Source organism: Chitinophaga dinghuensis (genome assembly GCF_003259435.1).
Lineage (GTDB): Bacteria > Bacteroidota > Bacteroidia > Chitinophagales > Chitinophagaceae > Chitinophaga > Chitinophaga dinghuensis.
In genome coordinates this window covers 50,092-74,033 of record NZ_QLMA01000004.1, presented here as the reverse complement: position 1 = coordinate 74,033, position 23,942 = coordinate 50,092, and the positions used below count along the sequence as shown (strand labels likewise).

Genomic DNA, 23,942 nt, shown 5'->3' with positions numbered 1-23,942 from the left:
CGTGGACGAATAAACGCCAAACAATGAAGGAATTACTGAAATACTTTTTGTACGAGTCTGCCTTTACAATGCTTCGATACTATATTATCGCCGGTATGGCTTTCATAGTGGTATATAAGCTACTGGCAGCAAGACTATTCAACAACAAAATACAAAATAGAGCCGCAAAACACCAGGACTTCGCCAGGGAAGTATTCCATTCCTCTGTTTCCAGTCTGGTGATAGCAGGCATGGCCATCCTGGCCTTCTCCCCTGTAGTGAAACCGTATACGTTCATCTACATGGATCTGAATGCATACCCGCTCTGGTGGATACCACTGAGTATTATCCTGTCGTTGGTGGTACATGATACCTATTTCTATTGGATGCACCGGGCACTGCACAGTGAGCGCTTGTTCAAATGGACACATCTCCTGCATCATAAATCCACGAATCCTTCTCCCTGGTCAGCCTACTCCTTTCATGTGCTGGAAGCCGCTGCAGAAGGGGCAATAGTACTGGTGCTGGTATTCATCATGCCATTACACCCACTATCTGTCATGCTCTTCTCCTTATCTTCTCTGATCATTAATGTATACGGACATCTGGGATATGAGATCATGCCCAAGGGCCTGAGAAAATCGTATCTCTTCGAAATTATCAATACATCTACTTATCACAATCTGCATCACGCGAAGTTCAAAGGCAATTATAGCCTGTATTTCCGGGTATGGGACCGTATTATGAAAACGGAAAATCCTGACTATGTAAAAGTATATGATCAGATACAGGAAAAGAGATTTGGAAAATCTGACACATCACTAGTTCAATAACCGCCACAGCGTGTTATAGTGAGAATACCGCATCTGCGCCAGAATTTAATTTTAAAAAATCATTTAGTATTCATTGATGAAACGTTATGCTTATATACCACTTGTAACTGTAATGGCCTCCTGTGCCGTGTTCAAAGGTGGAAACAAAAAGACAAAACAAACCGCTGCCGCTGCTACGCCGGCCACGCCAGCAAAGCCTGTTGCCGCGCCCAATAAAAATGGCGTACAGCCCTACAGTGCAGTGATTAAAAGTAATCTGATCACACAAGCCGGCCTGTTTACCATACACCGCACCAAAGAAATGGATAGCATCTTCTTTGAGATACCGGAAAAGCTGTTGTCAAGAGATATCCTGGTAGTGAATCGTGTGAAGCAGTCCCCTGGCGGAATTGGCGTTTATCCAGGAGAAGAAATCGATAATACGACCATTATCTTCGAAAAAGGTCCTAACGAAACCATCCGGGTACGCTTAAACCTGGTTATCAGCGATGCTGATTCCACCAATGCTATTTACCGCGCAGTAACACAATCGAATCTGAATGCGGTCATTGCCAGCTTCCCTATCAAAGCCTATGGCAAAGATTCGGCGTCTTATGTGATTGATGTAAGCAAATTCCTCCGCGATCCGAATACTTTCGTCAATGCAGGAGAAGGCCACCAGGCCCTGAAAAAAGCGCTGGAAGTAAAAACTATGAAAGACCTGGATGTACAGTCCATACTGGCATTCCCGGAAAATATCGAAATTGCCATTTCGAAAAATGGTCTTACCAAACCAGTGGCACAAATCTTCCAGGCGCCCGTGCCTGCCCGTCCGGTGACATTGGTTACCAATACCTCTTTTATTGCGTTACCGGAAACGCCCATGCAGCGCAGATTAGTGGATGACCGTGTTGGATTCTTCGCAAATTCCTACACCGCCTATGGCGATGCACAACAAAAAGTAGAACCCCGCGAGTTTATCAACCGATGGAGACTGGAACCCAAGCCGGAAGACAGAGAACGTTACAACCGCGGAGAACTCGTGGAACCTGTAAAACCCATCGTACTATACATCGATCCTGCAACGCCAAAGCAGTGGCGGAAATACCTTATTCAAGGCGTGAACGACTGGCAGGCTGCATTTGAACAAGCAGGCTTCAAAAATGCCATCGTGGCAAAAGAATGGCCAGAGAATGATTCGAGTATGAATATGGAAGACGTACGTTATTCTTTCATCAATTACTTCGCTTCTGAAGTAGCCAATGCATATGGTCCTAACACCCACGATCCCCGCAGCGGTGAAATTATTCAAACACACATCGGATGGTACCACAATGTAATGGAACTGGTACACGACTGGTACATGGTGCAGGCAGGACCGAATGATCCTAAAGCACGCTTCCCAAAATTCGATGAAGAGTTGATGGGGCAACTGATCCGCTTTGTGTCCAGCCATGAAGTAGGCCATACGCTAGGCCTTCGTCATAACTTTGGGAGCAGCAGCCAGACGCCGGTAGATAGCCTGCGTAATATCAGTTATCTCCGCAAACATGGTCATACCGCCAGTATCATGGACTATGCGCGTTTCAACTATGTGGCGCAGCCAGAAGACCATATTCCACAGGAATTACTATTTCCTCGTATAGGCGAATACGATAGATGGGCCATCGAATTTGGCTACAAACAGATCGGCGCAAAAACAGAAGAGGATGACCGTAAAATCATGCGTAAGCTGGTAACAGAGCGTTTAGCGGCCAACAATCGCCTGTGGTTTGGCGATGGGGAGACACGCACCCTCGACCCTCGCTGTCAAACCGAGGATCTGGGCGATGATGCAGCCAAAGCGAGCAGCTACGGTATCAAAAATCTGAAACGTGTAATGGCCAACCTGAAAACATGGACACATGAAGAAGATGGCCACTATGAGGCGTTAAAGAGCATGTATGAAAACGTAATGCAACAGTATTATCGTTATATCGTACATGTGGTAAAAAACATCGCGGCGGTGAATTACACCATTCGCAAAGATGGAGACGATCTGCCCGCATACACGGTAGTTCCAAAAGAAAAACAGATCGCAGCCATCAACTTTTTCAACAATGAATTATTCAACACGCCCACCTGGTTACTGGATACTAAAATCACTGACCTCGTAGATAATCCTATGGGCAACAAACCAGTGGAATTGATGCAGATCAATTCACTCAACAGCCTGCTGGATGCAAAACGCATTAACTATGTAATGATGCTGGAACGCCGGTTTGGCACGGGTAAAACCCTGGGCGTAGAAGAGTATATGGATATGCTGCGCAAAGGCATCTGGTCTGATCTGAAAAATGGTCAGGTTAAGGTAGACGCGTTCCATCGAAATATGCAGAAAACTTATCTGGGCGCTTTGTACAAAATTACCCGGGAAGTGAAAGTGGAAATCAGCGAATCAGAAGCCTCTTCTATTGCCAGCGCAGAAATCAGAACATTAGCCAGTATGATCAGGCAAGCCATTCCTCATGCGGCAGATGCCATTACCAAAGCGCATCTCGTTGCCATGGAGGAAAAGATTCAACTGCTGGCCAAAAATTTATAAGAACAATTTCTCATAAGCAAAAGTTACCTCAATTACTACCTATGAAGCGCTCTCCCCGTGGATCTATATCCACGGGGCTTTTTTTATTGTATCAGGATTTATGTAATAACCAGGAACTCCCCATGAGAAAAAACAACATCAGCTGCTCATCCGTGAAACGAAGCCGCAACTGTGCCAACGCCTTCGCCCTGTGCTCTTTCACTGTAAATACAGATATTCCCAACTGCTCCGCGATTTCATCATTCTTCATCCCTTCAAAAAAAATCATACGGAATACCTGCTGGCGTTTTTCCGGTAATTTCTCTATCTCTCTGTAAATAGATGCCAGCAACTCTGAATGAATCATCTGCTGCAATATCTTCTCTTCTCCCCGCTGATCATCCAGGTATATCATCTCCCGCTGGTAATGGTCTTTTACCTTCTCATGGCGCAGGTGATTCAGACAGGCATTACGGGTAGTAGTATATAAAAATCCTTTAATACTCTTAGGATGATCGAAGTCGGCATGCTTATGCCACAGCTTCACATAGCTATCCTTTACAATATCTTCTGCTTCTCCTGCATTTTCCAGTAACTGTTCCGCAAAGAATACAAGCGGCTTATAATGCGCTTTAAAAAAGGCTTCAAAGGCATGTGCATCTCCTTGCCGGAATGCCGGAATGATCGTCTCCAAAAAATCCTGATTATCCATTAAGCGATTAGAATTGGCTGACAGGTGGCCATAGGCGCCGTAACAAACGGCCTAAACTATATAAATAACTGCAAAACTGCAAGCATATTCTCTCTACAGAAAAAAATAAAAATATTTTCTTACCGACTAGTTCAAAGTGCATGGCTAGGTGTTTCATATAAAAAGATAGTCTTGCCAATACCACCACTATCCCATCAAGATCAGCGCAGCATCGATACTATGCAGCATATAGCCGGCCTGTTTTTCCGCCGGTTACAGGGAGTCCTTACTATTGCAGAAGCACAGGAACTGGAACAATGGCTGGCCAACCAGCCGGAAGAAAGTCGCATTGCCTATGCAACCATGACAGACTGGCCTTCTATAGAGCAGTCCCTCCAATCCCTGTACCACACGGATGAAGCAGCCGCGCTACAGGATGTCTGGGGCCGTATCCACGCGCACGCGCCAGCAAAAATATCTTCCGCCATTTATGATATTCGGCGCTACTGGATGGCTGCCGCTGCTGCAGCTGTTCTTTTGATTGGCACTGGTACCTGGTGGTTGCATCATCAGAAAAAAGCGGTTGCCCCCATGGCAGCCCGCTATGAAAGCGAGACACAGCCTGGAAGCAACAAAGCGATCCTTCAACTGGAAGATGGCAGCATCATAGAACTGGATAGCGCCGGCAAAGGCACACTCGCTCAGCAACAAGCGGCAGTAGTCATGAAAGGCAGTAACGGTATTGTTTCCTACCATCCTGTAGCATCCAATACAACTACCGAAGCTGTATTCAATAAAATCACCACGCCTAAAGGCGGACAATTCCAGGTCATCTTACCGGATGGTACCCAAGTATGGCTGAATGCCGCTTCTTCTTTAAGATATCCGACGGCTTTCAGCGGCAACAACAGAACGGTAGAACTCAGTGGGGAAGCCTATTTCGACGTTGCTCCCTCTGCCCGCCAACCCTTCCACGTGAAAGTGATCGGTAGTCGCGCCATGGATATTGAAGTACTGGGTACGGAATTCAACATCAATGCCTATGAAGATGAACCTTCCAACACCACTACGCTGGTGAACGGAAAAGTAAGAGTAGCCGATGATGCGCACCAGACATTATTGCATCCGGGCCAACAGGCACTACTATACGAAAATTCGTCGCCGATTACGGTGCAGCCAGCAGACCTCAACGGGGTTACCGCCTGGAAAGACGGCCTGTTCTCCCTGCAGGATGCAGACATCCACGATATCATGCGGCAGATATCCCGCTGGTATGATGTGGATATAATATATGAAGGACATATTCAACAGAAGTTTGTAGGGAGAATTCCCCGCAACATGAAATTATCAGATGTATTAAAAGTACTTGAATCTACCGGATGGGTACATTTCACGGTTTCTGGAAGAACAGTGAAAGTAACTCCCTGATGTGATCAACCAACAATCTAAACTCCGTTTAGTTACATGCAAAAATTGTATGATTTAACATCACCCCACCAACGGGTGCTGAAAAGAACCACTATGCGAACTACCAACCGTATGCGCTATTTATTGCTCGCAGCCTTGCTGCCAGCCAGCTCCCTGTACGCACAGCGGGTGACCTTGTCGGCCAACAGACTACCACTGGAAAAAGTGTGTAAGGAAGTGGAAAAACAAACCGGCTACTATTTCGTCTATCCTAAAGATCTGCGGGAGAAAGAACAACAAATCAGTGTAGACCTGAAAGATGTACCTGTCACTACTGCTTTACAACAAATCTTCGATCGTACGCCATTCAATTACCAGGTAACTGATAAAGTGGTTTCTGTCAATACCAACGCCAAAAAAACAGACCAGGAAAAAGTACCGAAGTCGATTAAAGACAGTGTCAGTATTACTGTAAAAGGCAGAATATATAGCGCCAACGCAGGCGTCCTGGAAAATGCATCCGTGTCTACCTCCTATACTAAAAAAACGACCCTCACGAATAGTAAGGGCGAATATGAACTAAAAGGAGTATTACTGGGAGAACAGCTCCAGATCAGCTATGTAGGCTACGAACAATACAAGGAAGTGATCATGAATACAGAGATGAACGTCTTCCTGAAAGCGGCAGAAAACCAGCTGGACAAAGTAGTAGTTAAAGCCTATGGCGTTACCAGCAAACGTTTCAACACCAGCAATATCGTTACTGTTTCCGGTAAAGACATACAGGATCTTCCCATTCAAAACCCTCTCCTGGCTCTGGAAGGAAGAGTACCTGGCCTTCAAATTACCATGGCAAATAATTCTCCGGGATCTCCTATGAAAATAGAAATTCGCGGAAGAAATGCCATCAATCAAAGAGTATCTTCAGATCCCCTGTTTGTAATAGATGGCGTACCACAAACAGTGATGGACTTTCCGTCATCCAATGATATACGACTCCGGGCTTTTAACGGAACTACAAATATCATCTCCAACGGCCTGGATCAGTCCGGGCTTGAAGTAGGCCTCAATCCTATGTTTGGCCTGAGTCCTAATGATATTGAATCCATCGAAGTACTGAAAGATGCCGGCGCCACCGCTATTTATGGTAGTCGCGGTGCAAACGGCGTCATCCTCATCACTACTAAAAAAGCAAAAACAGGTATTACTAAATTTTCACTGAACCTTTCTCAGGGCGTGAAAAATGTGATAAAAAAACAAACCTTCCTGAATACGGAACAATTCCGCGCCATGCGTAGAGAAGCCTATGCCAATAGCGGACTAACGCCTACGAATGTTCCCGGCAGGCCAGGATATGCGCCGGAGCTATTCTTAATGGACTCTACCCGTTATACAGACTGGAGTAAGTTCATGTATGGCAAGGCTGGTTTATACACCACAGTAAATCCACAACTGACCGGAGGAAGTTCGCAGATATCCTATGTTATCTCCGCCAACTATACCCGGCAGCAGGACATTACGCTCAACGCAGGCGTAGCCCAATCCACCAGCTTCTTAGTGAACCTGAATAACCACTCGCTCAACAACCGTTTCAGATCCGGGGTCAGCTTCATTTATATGAATAACTCCAACGGACAAATCAATGGTACTGCCAATAATCCTGTTATTCCTCCAATGGCTCCCGATCCGTTCGACAGCCTGGGTAAACTGAACTATCTGGCATACCGCAAAGTGGGCCTCACCTTTCCTTTCAGCGGATACCTGCAACCCGTTACAAGTGGAGGCGATCGTATCAATGCATCCTTTAACGCTGGTTATACCTTACTAAAAGGACTCGAGTTCTCTACCCAAATAGGATACAGTATGTCGCTCAACAATAGCGAACGGGTAACCCCTTTCTCTTCCCTGGAGCCTAAATCAATATACCAGCCTACCCAGGTTTATGGTACTCACTCTTATGGCACTACGCAGATGTCGACCATCAGCGTGGAACCCAAACTCGTATGGAATGAATCTGTTGGAAATGGCGTGTTGACAATGGTTGCCGGCGGTACCTATCAGGCCAATCGCACCAAAAGCTCATTAATTACCGGTAGCGGTTATGCCAACGACGACCTGATAAATCTGCTGGAAGCAGCGCCTACAGTTAGTGGTTCCAACAAAATGGGACAATACAAATACGTGGGATTATTCGCCAGCGCAGACTATACACTCTCAGAGAAATATATGGTCAGTCTCAGCGGCAGAAGAGATGGCAGTAGCCGATTCGGCCCTGGTAAACGGTTTGGCAACTTCTGGTCAGCAGGTGCAGGCTGGATTATCTCGGAAGAAAAATGGGCAGAAAAATTGTTGCCAAAAGCATTCACCTTCCTCAAACTCAGAGGCAGCTACGGTCTCACTGGCAGCGATGGCGTGGGCGACTATCAATACCTCTCACAATGGGGTTACGTTATCGAAACATTGAACGGTACCAACAGTACGATGAAATACAATGATGTCGCACCATTGATGACAATGCTCGCCGCAAATGATCAGTTTCACTGGCAAACGAATAAGAAGTCAGAAGTTGCGCTGGAACTGGGTTTATGGAATAAAATAACTTTGACGGCAGACCGTTACTTAGACCGTTGTGATAACCAGCTACTGGGCTATCCGCTGGCCTCCTTCACCGGCTTCACTACAGTAACCGCCAATTCGGCTGCCAATGTGCAAAACTCGGGATGGGACTTTATGGTAGATGCTACTGCTATTCAAAAGAAAGACTTTAGCTGGAACATCGGGTTCAATATTAACTTTCAACGTAACAAACTCATATCTTATCCCAACCTGATGGAATCCCCCTATGCATCTCTTTATCGTATAGGCGAATCCCTGAACAATCTGGCGCTCTATCACTACCTCGGCAGCGACCCTGCTACCGGAAAAGGTATTTACTATGATGCCAATAAAGATGGAAAAATCAATACCAACAGCAGTGTTGCTCCAGGTACGGCGGATGATGACAGGGTGGTTTTCCTCGATATGAATCCTAAATTCAGCGGAGGTTTTTACACTACTTTCCGATACAAAAACTGGAGCCTGAATCCAACATTCACCTTTAAACGCGCCTACCAGAAAATTGGTTATATGTACGATGGCTCTTCCATCAATAATATGACCTTATGGCAATATGAAAACCGCTGGACTCCGGAAAATCCCAATGCACTCCTCCCACCTCTGACGGCGGTGCCTTCTCAAGAGAGTACAAACTTCTGGGGCTCGGATCGCAACTATAAAATGATCAACACTTTCCGGTTAAATAATCTGCGCTTATCCTGGACAATGCCCGCCAGCATGGCCAGAAAGGCGCATATGCAGTCATTTGCATTCAACCTGACCGCCAATAATCTCTGGCTTATTACCAACTATAAAGCCGGCGTAGATCCGGAGTCTTATGAAATGGCGCCTTCACTGCGCACCGTTACATTAGGCTGTAATGTTTCATTCTAATTAAATGTACTCATCATGCGATTGCCACATTATAAAAGTAAAATAATACCCGCTCTACTGCTCAGCATTGGCTGTCTGGCCAGTGCATGCAAAAAAATGGTCGACATCAATCCTCCAATCGATACCATCGATAACAAAAATGTTTTTAATTCTCCTGATAAAGTAAATGCCGCAGTTTCCGGACTCTATTTTCTCATGATGAAAAATACCGGAGAACCCACTTTCAGCAACGGCAGCACCACCTGCTATGCCGGAATGATGGCAGATGAACTGGTTCCTTCCATGGGAACCACCATACCGGAAGACTACCAGTTCTATACTAACAAACTCCTGCTCTCCAATCCCAAGCCAGGGCCCGACCTGTGGAGTTATCCATATAAAGTGATCTATGCGGCTAATGCCATTCTGGAAGGCATCGCTGGCGCCACCTCCCCGGCAATTACAGATAGCATTAAAAAACAGGCCATCGGGGAAAGCAGGCTGGCAAGGGCTTTTGCCTTGTTCTATCTGACGAACTTTTATGGAGATATTCCCACACCTATGAGTACCAACGTACTCATAGAAGGCAAACAACCACGCCAGCCAATCGATAAAGTATACCAAATCATCCTCGATGATCTGAAAGCAGCCATCGAATTGTTGCCAGATAATTATGCTGTAACAAACGGAGAAAAAGTACGTCCTAACCGATATGCCGCTATCGCGCTGCTGGCAAGGGTTTACCTCTACCGTCAACAATGGCAGGAGGCCGCCGCAACAGCAGATAAACTAATCAGTAGCGGACAATTCAGCCTGACGACACTGGAAAATGCTTTCGAACCAAACAGTAAGGAAGCTATCTGGCAGTTATTGTACGATATGAAAAATGGACAAAGCTTTCATATACCGGAAAGTATGAATCTAATGCCAGCACTGAGCATATCCATGCTGGACGAGGCATCACAGGAGTTCTTCACGGACCCTGCAAATTTCGAATCCGTGCAGTTGTTCATCATCCCTACCTACATCCTGTCTGACCATTTAACACAGGCCTTTGAACCTGGCGACCAACGATTCAATAAATGGACTGACAGCCTGAGAGCGCCAGCTGTGGCCCCATGGAATGGTATCGAATATCGCTTTGCCCGTAAATACGTGCAGGCGAATCCGGACGGCACAGACGCCCACCCATACTATACCGTATTCCGACTGGCAGAACAATACCTGATCCGCGCAGAAGCCCAGGCTCAACTCGGCGATGTGGCCGGCGCAGCCTCCGATCTGAATGCTATTCGTTCCCGTGCAGGATTACCAGCTACTGCCGCTTCTTCCAAAGAAGCCTTACTGACAGCGATCGCACATGAAAGACAAATTGAATTGTTCGCCGAATGGGGCCACCGCTGGTTCGATCTGAAACGTACCAACAAAGCCACTACCGTGTTGAGCGCTATCAAAGAAAAACAACCCTGGTCGGATAATAACCTGTTGTTATTTATCCCTCCACTGGAAATACAAAATGATCCGATGCTAAAACAAAACCCGGGTTATACCTGGTAATACAAAATATAAAAGCAAAGGCTGGACGTAGTCAACGTCCAGCCTTTGCTTTTGATACAATATTATTATCTGCCCGCAATAGTCGTAGCAGCAATGAACCCGCTGCTCCATGCATGCTGGAAGTTAAAGCCTCCAGTGATTCCATCTACGTCCATCACTTCTCCTGCAAAAAACAGTCCGGGCGCCAGCCTGCTCTCCATCGTGTTAGGATCTATTTCACTGAGCTGTATGCCGCCGCAGGTCACAAACTCCTCTTTAAAAGTAGTTTTGCCTTTCACCGGAAACTCCATACTCACCAGTAACTTCATGAGACGGTTCTGGTCTTTCGCAGGCACGTCTGCCCATCTTAAATCTTCGCCAATACCTGCCTGCTGTAACAGGAATTGCCATAATCTTTGTGGCAGCTGAAACGGATTGCGGGTATGTATTTTTTGTTTACCTAATTCATGTCGGAGAGACTGCCAGTCTTCCCGCAGGCTATTCTCATTATAGCTTGGCAGCCAGTTTACCACCGCAGTAAAAGTATACTGTATATCCTGCAACTCTCTGGCTCCCCAGGCAGACAATCGAAGTATAGCCGGCCCACTCATACCCCAATGGGTAATCAGCAGCGGCCCTTGTTGCTGTAATTTGGTACCTGCAATTTTCACTGCCGCCTCCGAAGCCACGCCCATCAGGGACGTAATCGGATTGCCAGGCATATTAAACGTAAACAAACTCGGCGCAGGCGGAACTATCGTATGTCCTGTAGTTTCCAACCAATGGAACTTCCCAGCCTGCGCATAACCGCCGGCAGCCACACATACATAATCCGCCACTACAGGACCTCCCTGATTTAACAACAGCTTCCAGCGCCCATCCGCCTGACGGTCCAGGGAAAGAACTTCCGTATTAGTTTTGATATTAACGAGATACTTGTCCGCTTCCCGCAACAGGCAATCTATAATAGTCTGCGAATCATCTGTTACCGGGAACATTCGTCCATCAGCTTCCGCCTTCAGTTTCACGCCTCTGTCCCCATACCAGCTAATGGTATCCGGTACAAAAAAATGCCCGAATGCCTTCTTCACAAAATTCCCTCCCCGCGGATATCGTTTAGACATATACGTTATATCCGGCGCATTATGGGTAACATTGCATCTGCCGCCCCCACTCACTTTCACCTTGGAGAGCAGCTTGCCGGTCTTCTCCAGCAGCCATACTTCCAGGTCAGGATTCATCTGTGCAGCATTCACCGCGCAAAAAAATCCGGCCGCTCCGCCACCGGCTACTACCAGTCGTTTATGTTTGGAACTCATTAAATCTTGTTAATTTTTCAGTATTTCGCGCAATATTAACTTTAATCTTTTGAAGATTGCTATTTTTAAGGCCCCTATAGGACAATTAATAGTAATTAGTAATTTGTAGATAAAATAACAACCATGAAATGGAAACTTCCACTGGCGCTGCTGACAGGAATTGTATCTGCAGTGGCTTTTATGCCACCGCCCGACTGGTCGGATAGAATCGTTAAAGCACTGGCGCAATTCAGTCAACGCAACCCGCAGGAGAAAGTCTACCTCCATATGGATAAAGACTACTATGCGGCTGGAGAAACCATCTGGTTCAGGGCTTACATCACCCTGCAAGGACTTCCCTCTGTAAATGCCACCAATCTGTACGTAGAACTGCTGGACAAGAATAATAATATTGTACAGAAGAAATTGTTCGCAGGTGGCGGCGGTATGTCTCCCGGCGAATTTGAACTTCCTGAAACACAAAAACCAGGACAGTACCAGATTCGGGCCTATACCGCATGGATGAACAACTTCGATCCGGCTTTCTTTTTCACCAAAACAATAGAAATCTTTGATCCTGCCAAAAAAGGCGGATTAGAAGCCGATTCCCTTGCACAAGACTTCTCCATACAGTTCTTTGCGGAAGGCGGTAACCTCATTGCCGGACAACCTGGCGTGGTAGCCTACAAAGCGATTGATCAAAACGGATACCCTATCGAAGTAACCGGAACTGTCAAAAACAGCAAAGGCGCCCAGGTAGGAAATATTAAATCTATTCATGATGGGATGGGTAGCATCGAATTCACTCCCGATGCCGCAGAAACCTATCAGGCCGTGATTAAAAGCGCAAAAGGACAAACAAAAACCCTTGCCCTCCCTGCCGCACAAACCAAAGGCATGACCCTGAAAGTCTATAATAAAGGCTCCAGGATCTTCTATCAGGCAGTTGCTGGCCCTAACAACGATACCAGTCTGAATGAACTGCTGATTTTCGCCCAGATGAATCAGCAAATGGTCTATAAAGCGAACCTGGATGTAGCCGATGGCCGCATTAGCGGATTTATTCCTACCAATGGTATTCCTTCAGGCATTTTACAGCTCACCCTCTTTACAAAGAGCGGTCTGCCTATCTCCCAGCGTTTGGTATTCGTACATAAAAATGATCTGCTGCAAATGGACGTACTGGAATCTGATATCCATCCGGAGCCTCGTACTAAGAACTCCCTGGTATTAAGACTTCCAGACACCATCAGCACCAGTATCTCTGTAGCGGTTACAGATGCAGAAGCTGTACCGGTAGAAACCAAAAATGTCAACAATATCATTTCCAACCTGCTGCTGACCTCCGATATCAAAGGGTTTGTATACAACCCTGCCTGGTATTTCCGGAACGATTCTACATCCACCTTACAGGCCCTGGATCTGGTAATGCTCACCAACGGCTGGACGCGTTTCAGCTGGGAGAAAATCCTCAGCAATGATTATCCACAGATAAAATATCCTTACGAACAAGGGCTCTCCATGGATGGTAAAGCAACCGCCGGTACCGGCCGTCCACTCACCAATGGCCGGATAGACATGATCATCAAAGTACCAGCCGATAGCTCCAGCATGTTTGCACAGGCGCCAGTAGATGATAAAGGGGAATTCCATATCTCCGGCATGATCTTCCCGGATACGGCCTATATCTACTATCAGGGTAATGATAACGTGAAAAAGAGCAAGGATGTAAGCGTGAAATTTACCAATCACTTCTTTGAGAAACCTTCTCTCATCAAAATTCCTTTCCCACTGCGCGTGCCGCCAGCAGTAGACAATGCCGCCCTGAAAGCATTCCTCGCTAACGCCGCCGAAAGCAATAAAGTGAACAGAGCGATCAATAATAAAACGGTCTATCTGAAAGAAGTAAACGTAAACGCGAAAAAACAAGCGCCTGCTGAATCTACCGAGAAAAGATATGTATCCGGATTGTTTGCTGGCGGAGATGGCATGACCTTCGACCTGACCAAGGAAACACCTATCGCGATGAACATCTTCCAATATCTGCAGTCCAAAGTAGCCGGCCTCCAGATCACCGGAGATATCAATAATCCAACCCTTAGCTGGCGCGGTGGCGCACCTGGTTTATACCTCAACGAAATGCAGTCTGATATCTCTATGCTGGCCAACCTGCCAGTAACAGATATCGCTATGGTGAAAGTAATCCGTCCTCCGTTTATGGGTATGGGCGGCGCTAACGGCGCCATCGCTGTATATACGAAAAAAGGAGGCGACAATACCCCGGTGAACGATCCTAGTGTTCGTGGTTTTGAACTCTATAAAAAAGCAGGTTACAGCGTAGTGAAACAGTTCTATTCTCCGGATTACAGCGTGAAAAAAGAAGTGCATTCACTGCCTGATAAACGCCTCACCCTCTACTGGAATGCCAACGTAGCCATCGATACCCTCACCCATACTGCAAAAGTGGAATTCTATAACAACGATTTCACCAAGAAATTCAGAGTAGTGGTAGAAGGTATGGCCGAAGACGGCACTGTAGGCCACCTGGAACAAGAGTTCTAGTTGCTCGCGAAGGACGCAAAGAAAAAGCCGCAAAGGCGCAAAGTATATTAAAAATAGTAAGGGCTGAACAGATACTGTTCAGCCCTTACTGCTTTTATTGATCCTGCATTATAATACCGTAAGCGGTGTCACAATGCCTACTGAAAAACGGAAGTTATCGCCATTGGTCTGCCCAAAGGCGGCCTTGGCGTAATCGGTATACCTGTAAACCCTACCTACCATATTAGCATACACTTTCAGATTAACGGATTTTAACGGGTAAACCTCCACTCCGGGGACATACCCCCAGGCTACGCGCAATCTTTTATCAGCATTGGGATCAGGATTGCCATCCCAACATGCAAAATCGACCATACCCTGGAAGGCTAAATGTACAATCCTACTGACCTTTACATCTGCGCTCACCCAATGGGTAACATATCTCACACCCTGCTTGGCGGGGCCATTATGTACTATACCCGAAACAATCAGCTTCCTGTCCAGGTTTTCCAGACTCAGTTTAAAATCGTATTGCAAACGAAATCCTTTCAGCTGTAACTGATTACCAAATGCGAAGTAATTCATATACTGATGTGTGGCCTCTTTGAAGATACTATAAGACCATATCGTCTGGAACTTACCTTCCCAGAAACTACCGCGCCAGTTGGCCACTGCTGCAAATGGAAATTTTGCTTCATTGATACCGGGAATAGTATCATATAATTCATGAAAAGTTTTGGTACGACTATTCAGCAACTGGACTGTAAACTCATGCTGTTTGTTGGGTAAATAGCCCACACCGGCGCCGGAGAGAAAGTTATCTGCAAACTCAATCATATCAGAATACTCATAAATATCGATCGGATTTGCATCAAATTCATAACCGCCCCAATCGGCACAAAGCTTACCGGCATAGATCTTCCAATGTTCATTGGGGTCAAAGCGCAGGTACGCCAGATCTGTGGATCTGCTGATATTGTCTACCGATTGCGTTTCCGGATTCCTGGTATAACGATCACGGAACCTGAAATATAGCTTATCCGTTACTTTTCCTTTGATCTCCAGCCGAAACTGTTCATTTACGAAACTGGACCCTGTATAAGTACCATTTACAAAACGGTTTTGTCCTGCAAAACGCATATTGGCTATTAGGTCAATGTTATCCAACAAATACGATTTGGGCAATGAAATCAAGGGTTTGTAGATCGTGTCGGGGTGTTCCTGCTGCTGTGATTTCGCAGTGAAACAGCACAGCAATAGTACACACATTAGCCAGTAACGTGTACGCATGGAAGTTAGATTATGGTTACATAAATATGGCGCTACAGCAGTATGCCCGCGAAAAAGAAGCCTGCGGCAACGGCTACGCCTACCGCAACAAGGCCCGGTATCATAAAGCTGTGATTAACTAGGAATTTACCGATATGTGTACTGCCTGTACGGTCAAAGTTGATGGCCGCCAGCAATGTAGGATATCCGGGAAGAACGAAGTCGCCATTGGAGCCATGAAACATAGCCACCAAATGCGGCGGAACAATACCCAGCGAAAGCCCTAATGGCATCAGTGCCTGGGTAGTGGCAGCCTGGCTGAAAAGCAGGATACTCAACAGGAAAATAGCAATGGCAAATGTCCATGGAGCAGACCTTACCATGTTGCCAAGTGCAGCTTCTATCACGCCCTGATTGGTTTGCATGAACGTAGCGCTCATCCACACCACTCCAAAAATAGAGATCACCGCAGATGCGCCGGCAGTAAAGAGACTGGCTTTGGCAACGGCTGCTGTAGAGGTTTTACAAATCAACATAATACCCGCGGCAGCGCCCAGCATGATCAGCTCAATCATTGCTGCCATCTTGATATTACCGAGTTTATTGATAGCGAGATTAGGATGTCCTGGTTCGAAGGATGGTAACAGATTGGGGAAGGCTCCCACCAATACAATCATCAATACTGCCAGGCCGAATATAATAACAGATGTTTTGGCGCCAGGTAACAAAGGGGCTCTGCTACCAGATGTATCCGTGTCTATACTTTTCGCAAACTCCGGATCTTTCATTTTTTCCAGGAAAACGGGGTCTTTGTCCAGATCTTTCCCTTTTTTCCAGCAAACGGCTACTCCTGCAAGAATGCCTACCAAAGCCGCCGGAATGCTTACCATCACGACCTGAGGCAGGGAAATAGCTCCTCCCAGAATACCTACTAATGCGGCTGTGGCAGCAGAAATAGGACTGGCTGTTACCGCCAGGTGAGACGCGATTACAGAGATACTCAGCGCTCTCTCCGGGCGTATCCGCTTTTTGGTAGATACCTCCGCAATGATGGGTAATAAAGAATAAGTGATATGTGCAGTTCCTGCAAAAACGGAAAACACGAAAGTGGTGAGTGGCCCTATCAGCACGATAAGAGACGGTTTGCTCCGCAATACTTTCTCTGCCAGTCGCACCAGGAAGTCCATCCCGCCAGCAGCCTGTAAAGTGGCGGCAGTAGTCACTACTGATAAAATGATCAGCATTACGTCAATCGGAGGGTCCGCTGGTTGCATACGGAACACAAAAACAAACAGTAAAAGCGCCACCATTCCCATTACTCCCAAACCGATTCCCTTCATGCGCGCACCAATCAAAATAGCCACCAACAGGATAGCAAACTGAATCCAGATCATAACTGTCAAGTATATACGGTAAAATTAGATACGGAACGAAACACTAGTATTCAAAAAAGTATTCCTGTATCTGCGCGGGATTCGAAGTTTTCAACAGCGCCAGTTGCAGCAGTACGCGCGCTTTTTCAGGATTCAGATCATCAGATACAATAGTGCCCAGCGCCTTGTCGTCTGTTTCTCCATTCAACGTAACGCGGCCGCTGACAGCACGGGAAGCTCTCACCACTACTATTCCTTTGGCGGTAGCCTCTTTCACTTTCTTTTCCACAGTAGGATAGAGATTTCCATTTCCTACGCCTGCAATGATAATACCTTTGGTACCATTATTCATGAGGCAATCCATCAACGTGGGATCAGGATTGGAGTAACCATACAGGATATCCACCTTTGGTAATTCATCTACATGCATCACATCAAACACGGATTGCGTCGTGTGTTTACGCAATACGGAATGATACCAGGATACTTTTCCGTCATAAATATAACCTAAAGGTCCGGTATTTGGGGCCTGAAATGTAGCAGTGCTGGTCGTATTCATTTTGGTGACATCCCTGCCCGAAAAAATTTCTTCGTTCATAGCCACCAGTACGCCTCTGCCTATAGAGGATTTGTTGGATGCCACTACAATGGCATCATATAAATTTTTGGGTCCGTCAGCGGAGATAGCGGTGGCGGAGCGCATCGCCCCCACCAATACGACCGGTTTATTGGATTTAACTGTGAGGTCCAGGAAGAAAGCCGTTTCACCTTGTGTATCAGTACCATGGGTGATGACAATACCATCTACATCACTCCTTTCCAATAACTGGTTGACACGTTTGGCCAGCTTCAGCCATACGCTGTCCGTCATCGCCTGACTCCCTACAGAAGCGACCTGCTCTCCATCCAGATTAGCTACTTTCTTCGCTTCCGGAACGGCATTCAGCAGATCTTCAATAGGCAGCTTTCCGGCTGTATAACCGGCGCTGACACTGGATGTGCCTGCGCCGGCAATAGTACCTCCGGTAGCTAAAATTACAATATTTGGCAAGTTCTTATCGCGTGCGGATCTTGTAGCAGTAGCTGCTTCCTGCGTTATTTCTGCCCGTTGATTCTTTTTCTTTTGTGCCTGCGCATCCATCGGATGTAACTGCACCGCAGTGCAGGCTAACAGTAAGCCATAAACGAAAATAGAAGAACGTAACATACTTAAACGGGGTTTTGTTATTTGATAAATTGAGGTCTGATCAGGTTATCGAACGTGAAAATCTCATCCCATTTTTCCTGGGTGATATATTGTTTCTCTTTCACTGCAATATCATGAACGGATTTACCTGTTTCCAGGGCCTCACGGGCAATACTAGCGGACTTTTCGTAACCAATCACAGGGTTCAGCTGCGTTACAATACCGATACTGTTCATCACCATCTGACGGCAATGTTCTGCATTAGCAGTAATACCTCTCACGCATTTTTCACGCAGGGTACGACATGCGTTAGACATATAGGAAATAGAAGTAAACAATGCGAAAGACAACACTGGTTCCATCACATTCAATTGTAACTGCCCTGCTTCCGCTGCCAGCGTAACAGTAAGGTCAGCGCCAATTACATAGAAAGCAGTTTGATTCACTACTTCAGGAATCACCGGATTCACCTTACCCGGCATGATAGAAGATCCTGGCTGCATAGGAGGCAGATTGATTTCATTCAATCCAGCACGAGGACCAGAAGATAATAACCTTAAATCATTACATATTTTGGATACTTTAACGGCAGTACGTTTCAGCACACCTGATAATTGCACATATGCGCCGGCATCGTAGGTAGCCTCAATCAGATCCGCTGCCAGAGAGAGATCCAGCCCGGTTACTTCACGCAGATATTTTGTTACCAGATCAGAATATCCTTTAGGCGCATTCACACCAGTTCCGATAGCAGTTGCTCCCATGTTGATCTCTGAAATCAAACGCTTACTGTCTTCCACTCTTGGAGACTCTTCTCCGAGGTTAGTAGCAAAAGCTTTGAATTCATCGCCCAAACTCATAGGTACTGCATCCTGCAACTGGGTACGTCCCATCTTCAATACGTCGCGGAACTCTTCGCCTTTGGCTGCAAACGCGTCTGCCAGCTGGCTCAGCTCTTCTTTATATCCAGTCAGTTTATTGATCAGCGCAATACGAAATGCGGTAGGATACGCATCGTTGGTAGATTGTGAACAGTTCACATGGTTGTTGGGATGACAGAACTGATACTCTCCTTTCTTATGTCCCATCATTTCCAATGCCACGTTAGCAATCACCTCATTGGCATTCATATTCACAGATGTACCAGCGCCTCCCTGAATCAGATCGCTCAGGAACTGACCATCAAACTCCCCGTTGATAACACGATCGCTCGCTTTAATAATATATTCAGCAATATTTTTATCCAGCACTCCCAGATCGCGGTTAGCCATAGCTGCAGCCTTCTTCACATACCCCAGCGACTGTACGAACAAGGGTTCCACTTTCAATGGAATACCTGTGATATGAAAGTTTTCAAGGGCTCTCATGGTTTGGATACCATAGTAAACATCCTGTGGGATTTCCATTTCACCAAGGAAATCATGTTCGATTCTCTTTGACATATCGTTTAAAGATTTAAAACAGGAAGGTAAATGGTTTTACAACAATACAGTGTAAGAAATTGTTTGAGAGATCTGAAGGAAACAGCGATTATTTAATTTATCTTCAACGAACAAACCCGATATTTTTAGTAGAATTCTATGCTATACCGTATTTCTGTTATATGTTTTCTGATTTTTACTTTTGCTGTAAAACAGTTAACAGCCCAACATTTGCATCCTTATTTTAATGCGGCTGAATATAAGCAGATGCTGGCCATTATTGACCGCTCCGGGGACTCGCCATGGACGAAAGCAGTTACGCCTTATCCGGAAAACTGTCAAATGGTATATCGTTCTCCGGAAGTAGGTATGAAGAACAGATGGGATCTCTGGCTCCGCAACGACGATGTAGCCATTATCCATATTCGCGGCACCAACGGCACCGCCGTTTCCTGGATGGAAAATTTTTATGCCGGTATGATACCCGCCACTGGCCACTTTCAATTAAACGACAGCACCCGCTTTGATTATAAACTCTCCAACGATCCGCAAGCCTACGTACACGCAGGATGGATGATTGGCCTGGCATCAATGGGTCCGGACATTGCAGACAAAATTAAAGACTGCTACCGGAAAGGGATACACGAATTCATTATCATGGGACATAGTCAAGGTGGCGTGATTGCATTTCTGGTTCGCTCCTACCTTGCGTACAGAGAAGACATTCCAAAAGATATTGTCTTCAAAACTATTAGCAGTGGCGCTCCGAAACCAGGCAATCTGAATTACGTATACGACTACGATTATATTACCCGAAATGGATGGGGATTAAGAGTGGTAAATGCGAGAGACTGGGTACCGGAAACGCCTTTCTCCGTGCAAACTACGCGCGACTTCACGACTGTCAACCCATTTACAGATATCAAGAGCGCTTTAAAAGAACAGAAATGGGCCGCAAGAGTAGCGTTGAGTTATTTGTATGGTCGGCTAGACAGGCCGTCCAAACGCGCCAGCCGCAGATTACAACGGGTACTGGGAAAAATGTTATCCAAAAAAGTTCGCACAGTTTTACCAGGATACCAGCCGCCAACATTTGCACAGCGCCACAGTTATGCTACCGCCGGTACCCCGGTTATACTATATCCGGTAAACGGATACGATGAAAAATTTCCTTTCGATGGTAAGAATATATTCACCCATCATATGTTAAAACCTTATCTGTGGCTGACGCAACAGATATATGATACGCCGGCACAGCCTTAATCGCTGCTGCCGCCTTTCTCGCCTACAAACCAATGTTCCTTGTCACGAAACAATACATTGAAGGTTGTCAGCGAACCATAAATACGGGTGATATATTGCTGGAGATTAATTTTCTCTTCATCCGACAATACTTTGTGACTGTTGATATTTTGCTCCAGTACACGCAGGCGATCCCGTAACATCACAATCTTATGAAAGAAGGTATCAATAGGCAGCTCCTTGGCTTTCAGCGTGCCGTCGCCAGGCTGTAAAATCATGGTGCCATTCTTCCATCTGTCGCCCAATGGCACTACTTCCGAAGTACCTCCCCACAGGCGCAGGATTTTCAATAATGATGTTTCCACTTCGGATAAGGTTTCTACTTCTGTGGTCACGTTTTCAGCTACCAGCGCTTCAAACAGGGGATCTGTCTTATCTATCAGTTTAATGCCATGATCCATGAAGGTAACCTGATATTGGGCGTATCTGAGGCCAATGATGACGCCGGGTCCATAGTGAGCATGCTGTACTCTGCTGCCGATTCCCAGGGTTAGTTCTTCCATGAGTTAGTTTTTTGTCCAAACATAAAAAAATCCCGGCGTGATGCCGGGATTTTACAGGAAAAAGTTTTTTACTGCAGCTATTCTTTTACCTTATTAAGGAAGTAAGACAGTTTGAACAACAGTTCATCCTGCAATCCTGCACGGAGTTTGGCCTCATCATCGGTAATGCCTAAACGACGTAAACGCTGATAGTACACATAGGAACCGCCAATGAGCTCCAGACATTCCTGGATCTTATGTTTTACCTCTTCTTCTTTCGCACGTTTTTCAAATTCTTTCTTGGTGAGGATTTTATCTACAAAGTAGAAATTATCTTTATCCTCTACCCACTTATTGCCTTCTCTGTGCTGAGGTTTATAGACTTCCAGGTAACAGTTGTCCAGTTTCAGTACGGTACCGAATTCCGCTTTAATGTCGATCACCATTGGTTTCTCCGGAGTCGGATTAGCCAGTCGTTTCTTGATATGGTTGCTGATTTCCACACCCAAGTCATCGCTGCTCATCAGGATCTGATTTAATTCAGAGAATTCCAGACTAATCGTGATACGGGTGTAGTTTCTGCCGCTTTTGATCTTACCAAAGAGGCTGGGAGACGTATTCTCATCAAAGATGATATCTTCCACCTGTACCTTGGTAATGGTGCGATAATTAGGTTTATACCCCTCTTCTACCGGCGTCGGTCTTTTATTCACCAGCCTGCTGGTTTCCTGACGGCGACTGTGCTGGATATAGTCATCCACAAATCGAAGTCCGTGTTTCTTCATCCGCGCATATAATTCGTTGCTGGTGTAATTATTCATTTTGCTGAGCAGGCTCAGATCGTTCCAGCCATCGAAATGCTGCATTTGTTTCAGTTCATCCAGGATATCTGTAGCAGGAATATTGCGGCGATAAAACAATTCACCTATAAGGAAGATGGCATATTCATGCGCCGGGTAGCCTAATTCCGGGAGAACATCATAAGGACTTCTTTTTTGTTCACGAGCGCTCTCCAGCAGATCTATGTCGGACACAACCGGCGACAAAAGATATTTCCTGGCAGCAGATCTCAGCTTACGACTAACATAATCCAGCAGCTGCTCGTTCACCGGGCTGTGGTGTACGAAGTCGTGCAGAATCTGCACAAATCGCCGGGAAGTGGGCAATCCGAACTGAGACAGAATATCATTTTCCATATCCTGCACGTCGTCATTACTGTCCACCTCGTTTCCAGGTTTAACCTTACGGTCCAACTGCTGATAACGCTGATAGTACTCCTGTAGTTTCAGTTTAAGCTGATCCATAATATATATACAATTAAAAATTAAATGCCTTGGTTAACTACTGCGCACAAACGAATACGCAGGGTAATTCTACACACCTGTCATTTTATCAAAGAATTGATTATCAACAGTTTACAATAAACGGGAATGAAATGGGAAAGTCCGCAAAGATAAACAGAAAATTACGATTTTTGAAGCGGAAAATGATGAGTAAATCGTCCTAATTTGTCAATATTTTAGCGAGCTGAAAACATCTTCCTGGAAGACAATCCAAATCTGATTTTATTCTAATTTATAAGTTGCTGAAAAAAAATTTTAACATCTATTTGGAATTTCAGAATACTTTCTCTTATCTTTGCACTCCCAACAACGGAAAAAGGTTACTCACACAGGTGAAAAGCCCCGTTGGAAAGGACAAATGGTGGTTGTAGCTCAGTTGGTTAGAGCATCAGATTGTGGTTCTGAGGGTCGAGGGTTCGAAACCCTTCAATCACCCCACTTATTAAAACGGTGGATGTAGCTCAGTTGGTTAGAGCATCAGATTGTGGTTCTGAGGGTCGAGGGTTCGAAACCCTTCATTCACCCCACAAAGTTAAAAGGCTTCCTCTTGGAAGCCTTTTTCTTTTATATCTTTACCACCCTTAAACAGATTATCTCTTCATGTTATATACATTACCCTTCATCGCGGCCATCGCTGGCTGGCTGATCAATACTGTAGCCATCCAAATCCTGCTCCGCCAATTACCCAAACGCAGAGAACAATTAGCCACTGAGCTGGGAAACCTCGCCGGTAAACAATTCTCCTTCGCCCTCATCCGCCAGAAACTCACCGACCCGGATAAAATCAAAAACATCATCCCCGTCGTGGAAGAACACCTGGACAGTTTCCTGCGCGACAGACTCCCCAAAGCAATGCCCGTACTTTCCATGTTCATCGGCGACAGCACCGTGAACCAAATCAAATCACACCTCGTCAACGAACTGGACTCCCTCTTTCCTAAAATGATCGGTCAATATCTCGATAACGTAGAAAAAGACCTGGACCTGGAAAAAATTGTCAGCGAGAAAATCCGTACCACCACCGACGAACAAATGTCAAATGCTGTTCAACAATTCCTGGGAAAAGAACTGAAAGCTTTCAAATTTTTAGGCGCGATCTCCGGTCTTATCATCGGTATCATCTCCCTGATCATCGCTTTGATAGCGGCTTAATTCCGAGGACTACGCGTCTCCCTGAAATACACCTGCGGTACCAACACCGTACAGGACGAATCTTTGCTGACTGTTAACTGCTGTTAACCCCATAAGATTGTTAACTACTGTTAAGACCT

At 45.8% G+C, this 23,942-nt stretch carries 16 protein-coding genes and 2 tRNA genes; 10 read left to right on the top strand and 8 right to left on the bottom strand.

From position 1 onward, the window contains the following. Positions 1 to 23 precede the first annotated feature (23 nt). Both CLV59_RS12555 and CLV59_RS12550 read left to right on the top strand, forming a co-directional pair. Positions 24 to 812, top strand: a complete 789-nt coding sequence (locus CLV59_RS12555) for a sterol desaturase family protein (RefSeq protein ID WP_211323839.1) — start codon at positions 24 to 26, stop codon at positions 810 to 812. Between the two features lie 76 nt (positions 813 to 888). Next, positions 889 to 3,375 carry a zinc-dependent metalloprotease gene (locus CLV59_RS12550; protein ID WP_111592393.1) on the top strand — a complete coding sequence of 829 codons (2,487 nt, stop codon included), beginning with the start codon at positions 889 to 891 and terminating at the stop codon, positions 3,373 to 3,375. A 91-nt stretch (positions 3,376 to 3,466) separates the two neighbouring features. Here the strand turns inward: CLV59_RS12550 and CLV59_RS12545 are convergent, their stop codons facing one another. After that, a complete protein-coding gene (locus tag CLV59_RS12545) occupies positions 3,467 to 4,066 on the bottom strand; it encodes an RNA polymerase sigma-70 factor (protein ID WP_111592392.1) in 600 nt (199 codons plus the stop codon). A 171-nt stretch (positions 4,067 to 4,237) separates the two neighbouring features. Between CLV59_RS12545 and CLV59_RS12540 the strand changes: the two genes are divergently transcribed. The 3 genes from CLV59_RS12540 to CLV59_RS12530 all read left to right on the top strand — a co-directional run bounded on the left by CLV59_RS12540 (position 4,238) and on the right by CLV59_RS12530 (position 10,477). Continuing rightward, entirely contained in the window at positions 4,238 to 5,473 is a 1,236-nt protein-coding gene (locus CLV59_RS12540; protein ID WP_146616179.1) for a FecR family protein, read from the top strand. A 93-nt stretch (positions 5,474 to 5,566) separates the two neighbouring features. After that, complete coding sequence (locus CLV59_RS12535) at positions 5,567 to 8,941, top strand: SusC/RagA family TonB-linked outer membrane protein (protein WP_170137727.1); 3,375 nt, start codon at positions 5,567 to 5,569, stop codon at positions 8,939 to 8,941. 15 nt (positions 8,942 to 8,956) lie between these two features. Continuing rightward, on the top strand, positions 8,957 to 10,477 hold the full coding sequence (locus CLV59_RS12530) for a RagB/SusD family nutrient uptake outer membrane protein (RefSeq protein WP_111592389.1): 1,521 nt from the start codon (positions 8,957 to 8,959) through the stop codon (positions 10,475 to 10,477). 65 nt (positions 10,478 to 10,542) lie between these two features. Here CLV59_RS12530 and CLV59_RS12525 read toward each other — a convergent pair whose 3' ends face one another. After that, the gene (locus tag CLV59_RS12525; protein WP_111592388.1) at positions 10,543 to 11,775 is read right to left on the bottom strand and encodes a BaiN/RdsA family NAD(P)/FAD-dependent oxidoreductase; all 1,233 of its coding nucleotides are present in this window, start codon (positions 11,773 to 11,775) and stop codon (positions 10,543 to 10,545) included. 123 nt (positions 11,776 to 11,898) lie between these two features. Here CLV59_RS12525 and CLV59_RS12520 point away from each other — a divergent pair, with 123 nt between their 5' ends. After that, entirely contained in the window at positions 11,899 to 14,316 is a 2,418-nt protein-coding gene (locus CLV59_RS12520; RefSeq protein WP_111592387.1) for an MG2 domain-containing protein, read from the top strand. A 108-nt stretch (positions 14,317 to 14,424) separates the two neighbouring features. Here the strand turns inward: CLV59_RS12520 and CLV59_RS12515 are convergent, their stop codons facing one another. From CLV59_RS12515 to aspA, 4 genes are read right to left on the bottom strand one after another with little or no spacing between them, the layout of a single operon-like run. Continuing rightward, on the bottom strand, positions 14,425 to 15,585 hold the full coding sequence (locus tag CLV59_RS12515; RefSeq protein ID WP_111592386.1) for a porin: 1,161 nt from the start codon (positions 15,583 to 15,585) through the stop codon (positions 14,425 to 14,427). Positions 15,586 to 15,617: 32 nt separating this feature from the next. Beyond that, a complete protein-coding gene (locus CLV59_RS12510) occupies positions 15,618 to 16,958 on the bottom strand; it encodes an anaerobic C4-dicarboxylate transporter family protein (protein WP_111592385.1) in 1,341 nt (446 codons plus the stop codon). 43 nt (positions 16,959 to 17,001) lie between these two features. Next, entirely contained in the window at positions 17,002 to 18,144 is a 1,143-nt protein-coding gene (locus CLV59_RS12505; protein WP_211323837.1) for a type II asparaginase, read from the bottom strand. 17 nt (positions 18,145 to 18,161) lie between these two features. Continuing rightward, the gene (gene aspA / locus CLV59_RS12500) at positions 18,162 to 19,565 is read right to left on the bottom strand and encodes an aspartate ammonia-lyase (protein ID WP_111592384.1); all 1,404 of its coding nucleotides are present in this window, start codon (positions 19,563 to 19,565) and stop codon (positions 18,162 to 18,164) included. Positions 19,566 to 19,775: 210 nt separating this feature from the next. Here aspA and CLV59_RS12495 point away from each other — a divergent pair, with 210 nt between their 5' ends. Then, a complete protein-coding gene (locus tag CLV59_RS12495) occupies positions 19,776 to 20,807 on the top strand; it encodes a lipase family protein (protein WP_170137726.1) in 1,032 nt (343 codons plus the stop codon). On the opposite strand, the gene CLV59_RS12490 is transcribed toward CLV59_RS12495, so the two are convergent. After that, complete coding sequence (locus CLV59_RS12490; RefSeq protein ID WP_111592382.1) at positions 20,804 to 21,349, bottom strand: hypothetical protein; 546 nt, start codon at positions 21,347 to 21,349, stop codon at positions 20,804 to 20,806. The genes CLV59_RS12495 and CLV59_RS12490 overlap by 4 nt on opposite strands. A gap of 77 nt (positions 21,350 to 21,426) precedes the next feature. Continuing rightward, the gene (locus CLV59_RS12485) at positions 21,427 to 22,632 is read right to left on the bottom strand and encodes a hypothetical protein (RefSeq protein ID WP_111592381.1); all 1,206 of its coding nucleotides are present in this window, start codon (positions 22,630 to 22,632) and stop codon (positions 21,427 to 21,429) included. Positions 22,633 to 23,032: 400 nt separating this feature from the next. Here CLV59_RS12485 and CLV59_RS12480 point away from each other — a divergent pair. The 3 genes from CLV59_RS12480 to CLV59_RS12470 all read left to right on the top strand — a co-directional run bounded on the left by CLV59_RS12480 (position 23,033) and on the right by CLV59_RS12470 (position 23,823). Further along, positions 23,033 to 23,109: transfer RNA gene (locus CLV59_RS12480), tRNA-His, on the top strand. Positions 23,110 to 23,121: 12 nt separating this feature from the next. Next, positions 23,122 to 23,198 (top strand) — tRNA-His (locus tag CLV59_RS12475). Between the two features lie 73 nt (positions 23,199 to 23,271). After that, the gene (locus CLV59_RS12470) at positions 23,272 to 23,823 is read left to right on the top strand and encodes a DUF445 family protein (protein WP_111592380.1); all 552 of its coding nucleotides are present in this window, start codon (positions 23,272 to 23,274) and stop codon (positions 23,821 to 23,823) included. Positions 23,824 to 23,942: the final 119 nt, after the last annotated feature.

Excerpts from the sequence above, each read along its gene's own strand:
- CLV59_RS12555 (WP_211323839.1), top strand. The coding sequence starts at position 24 with ATGAAGGAATTACTGAAATACTTTTTGTACGAGTCTGCCTTTACAATG.
- CLV59_RS12550 (WP_111592393.1), top strand. The coding sequence starts at position 889 with ATGAAACGTTATGCTTATATACCACTTGTAACTGTAATGGCCTCCTGT.
- CLV59_RS12545 (WP_111592392.1), bottom strand. The coding sequence starts at position 4,066 with ATGGATAATCAGGATTTTTTGGAGACGATCATTCCGGCATTCCGGCAA.
- CLV59_RS12535 (WP_170137727.1), top strand. The coding sequence starts at position 5,567 with ATGCGAACTACCAACCGTATGCGCTATTTATTGCTCGCAGCCTTGCTG.
- CLV59_RS12530 (WP_111592389.1), top strand. The coding sequence starts at position 8,957 with ATGCGATTGCCACATTATAAAAGTAAAATAATACCCGCTCTACTGCTC.
- CLV59_RS12525 (WP_111592388.1), bottom strand. The coding sequence starts at position 11,775 with ATGAGTTCCAAACATAAACGACTGGTAGTAGCCGGTGGCGGAGCGGCC.
- CLV59_RS12520 (WP_111592387.1), top strand. The coding sequence starts at position 11,899 with ATGAAATGGAAACTTCCACTGGCGCTGCTGACAGGAATTGTATCTGCA.
- CLV59_RS12515 (WP_111592386.1), bottom strand. The coding sequence starts at position 15,585 with ATGCGTACACGTTACTGGCTAATGTGTGTACTATTGCTGTGCTGTTTC.
- CLV59_RS12510 (WP_111592385.1), bottom strand. The coding sequence starts at position 16,958 with ATGATCTGGATTCAGTTTGCTATCCTGTTGGTGGCTATTTTGATTGGT.
- CLV59_RS12505 (WP_211323837.1), bottom strand. The coding sequence starts at position 18,144 with ATGTTACGTTCTTCTATTTTCGTTTATGGCTTACTGTTAGCCTGCACT.
- aspA (WP_111592384.1), bottom strand. The coding sequence starts at position 19,565 with ATGTCAAAGAGAATCGAACATGATTTCCTTGGTGAAATGGAAATCCCA.
- CLV59_RS12490 (WP_111592382.1), bottom strand. The coding sequence starts at position 21,349 with ATGGAAGAACTAACCCTGGGAATCGGCAGCAGAGTACAGCATGCTCAC.
- CLV59_RS12485 (WP_111592381.1), bottom strand. The coding sequence starts at position 22,632 with ATGGATCAGCTTAAACTGAAACTACAGGAGTACTATCAGCGTTATCAG.
- CLV59_RS12470 (WP_111592380.1), top strand. The coding sequence starts at position 23,272 with ATGTTATATACATTACCCTTCATCGCGGCCATCGCTGGCTGGCTGATC.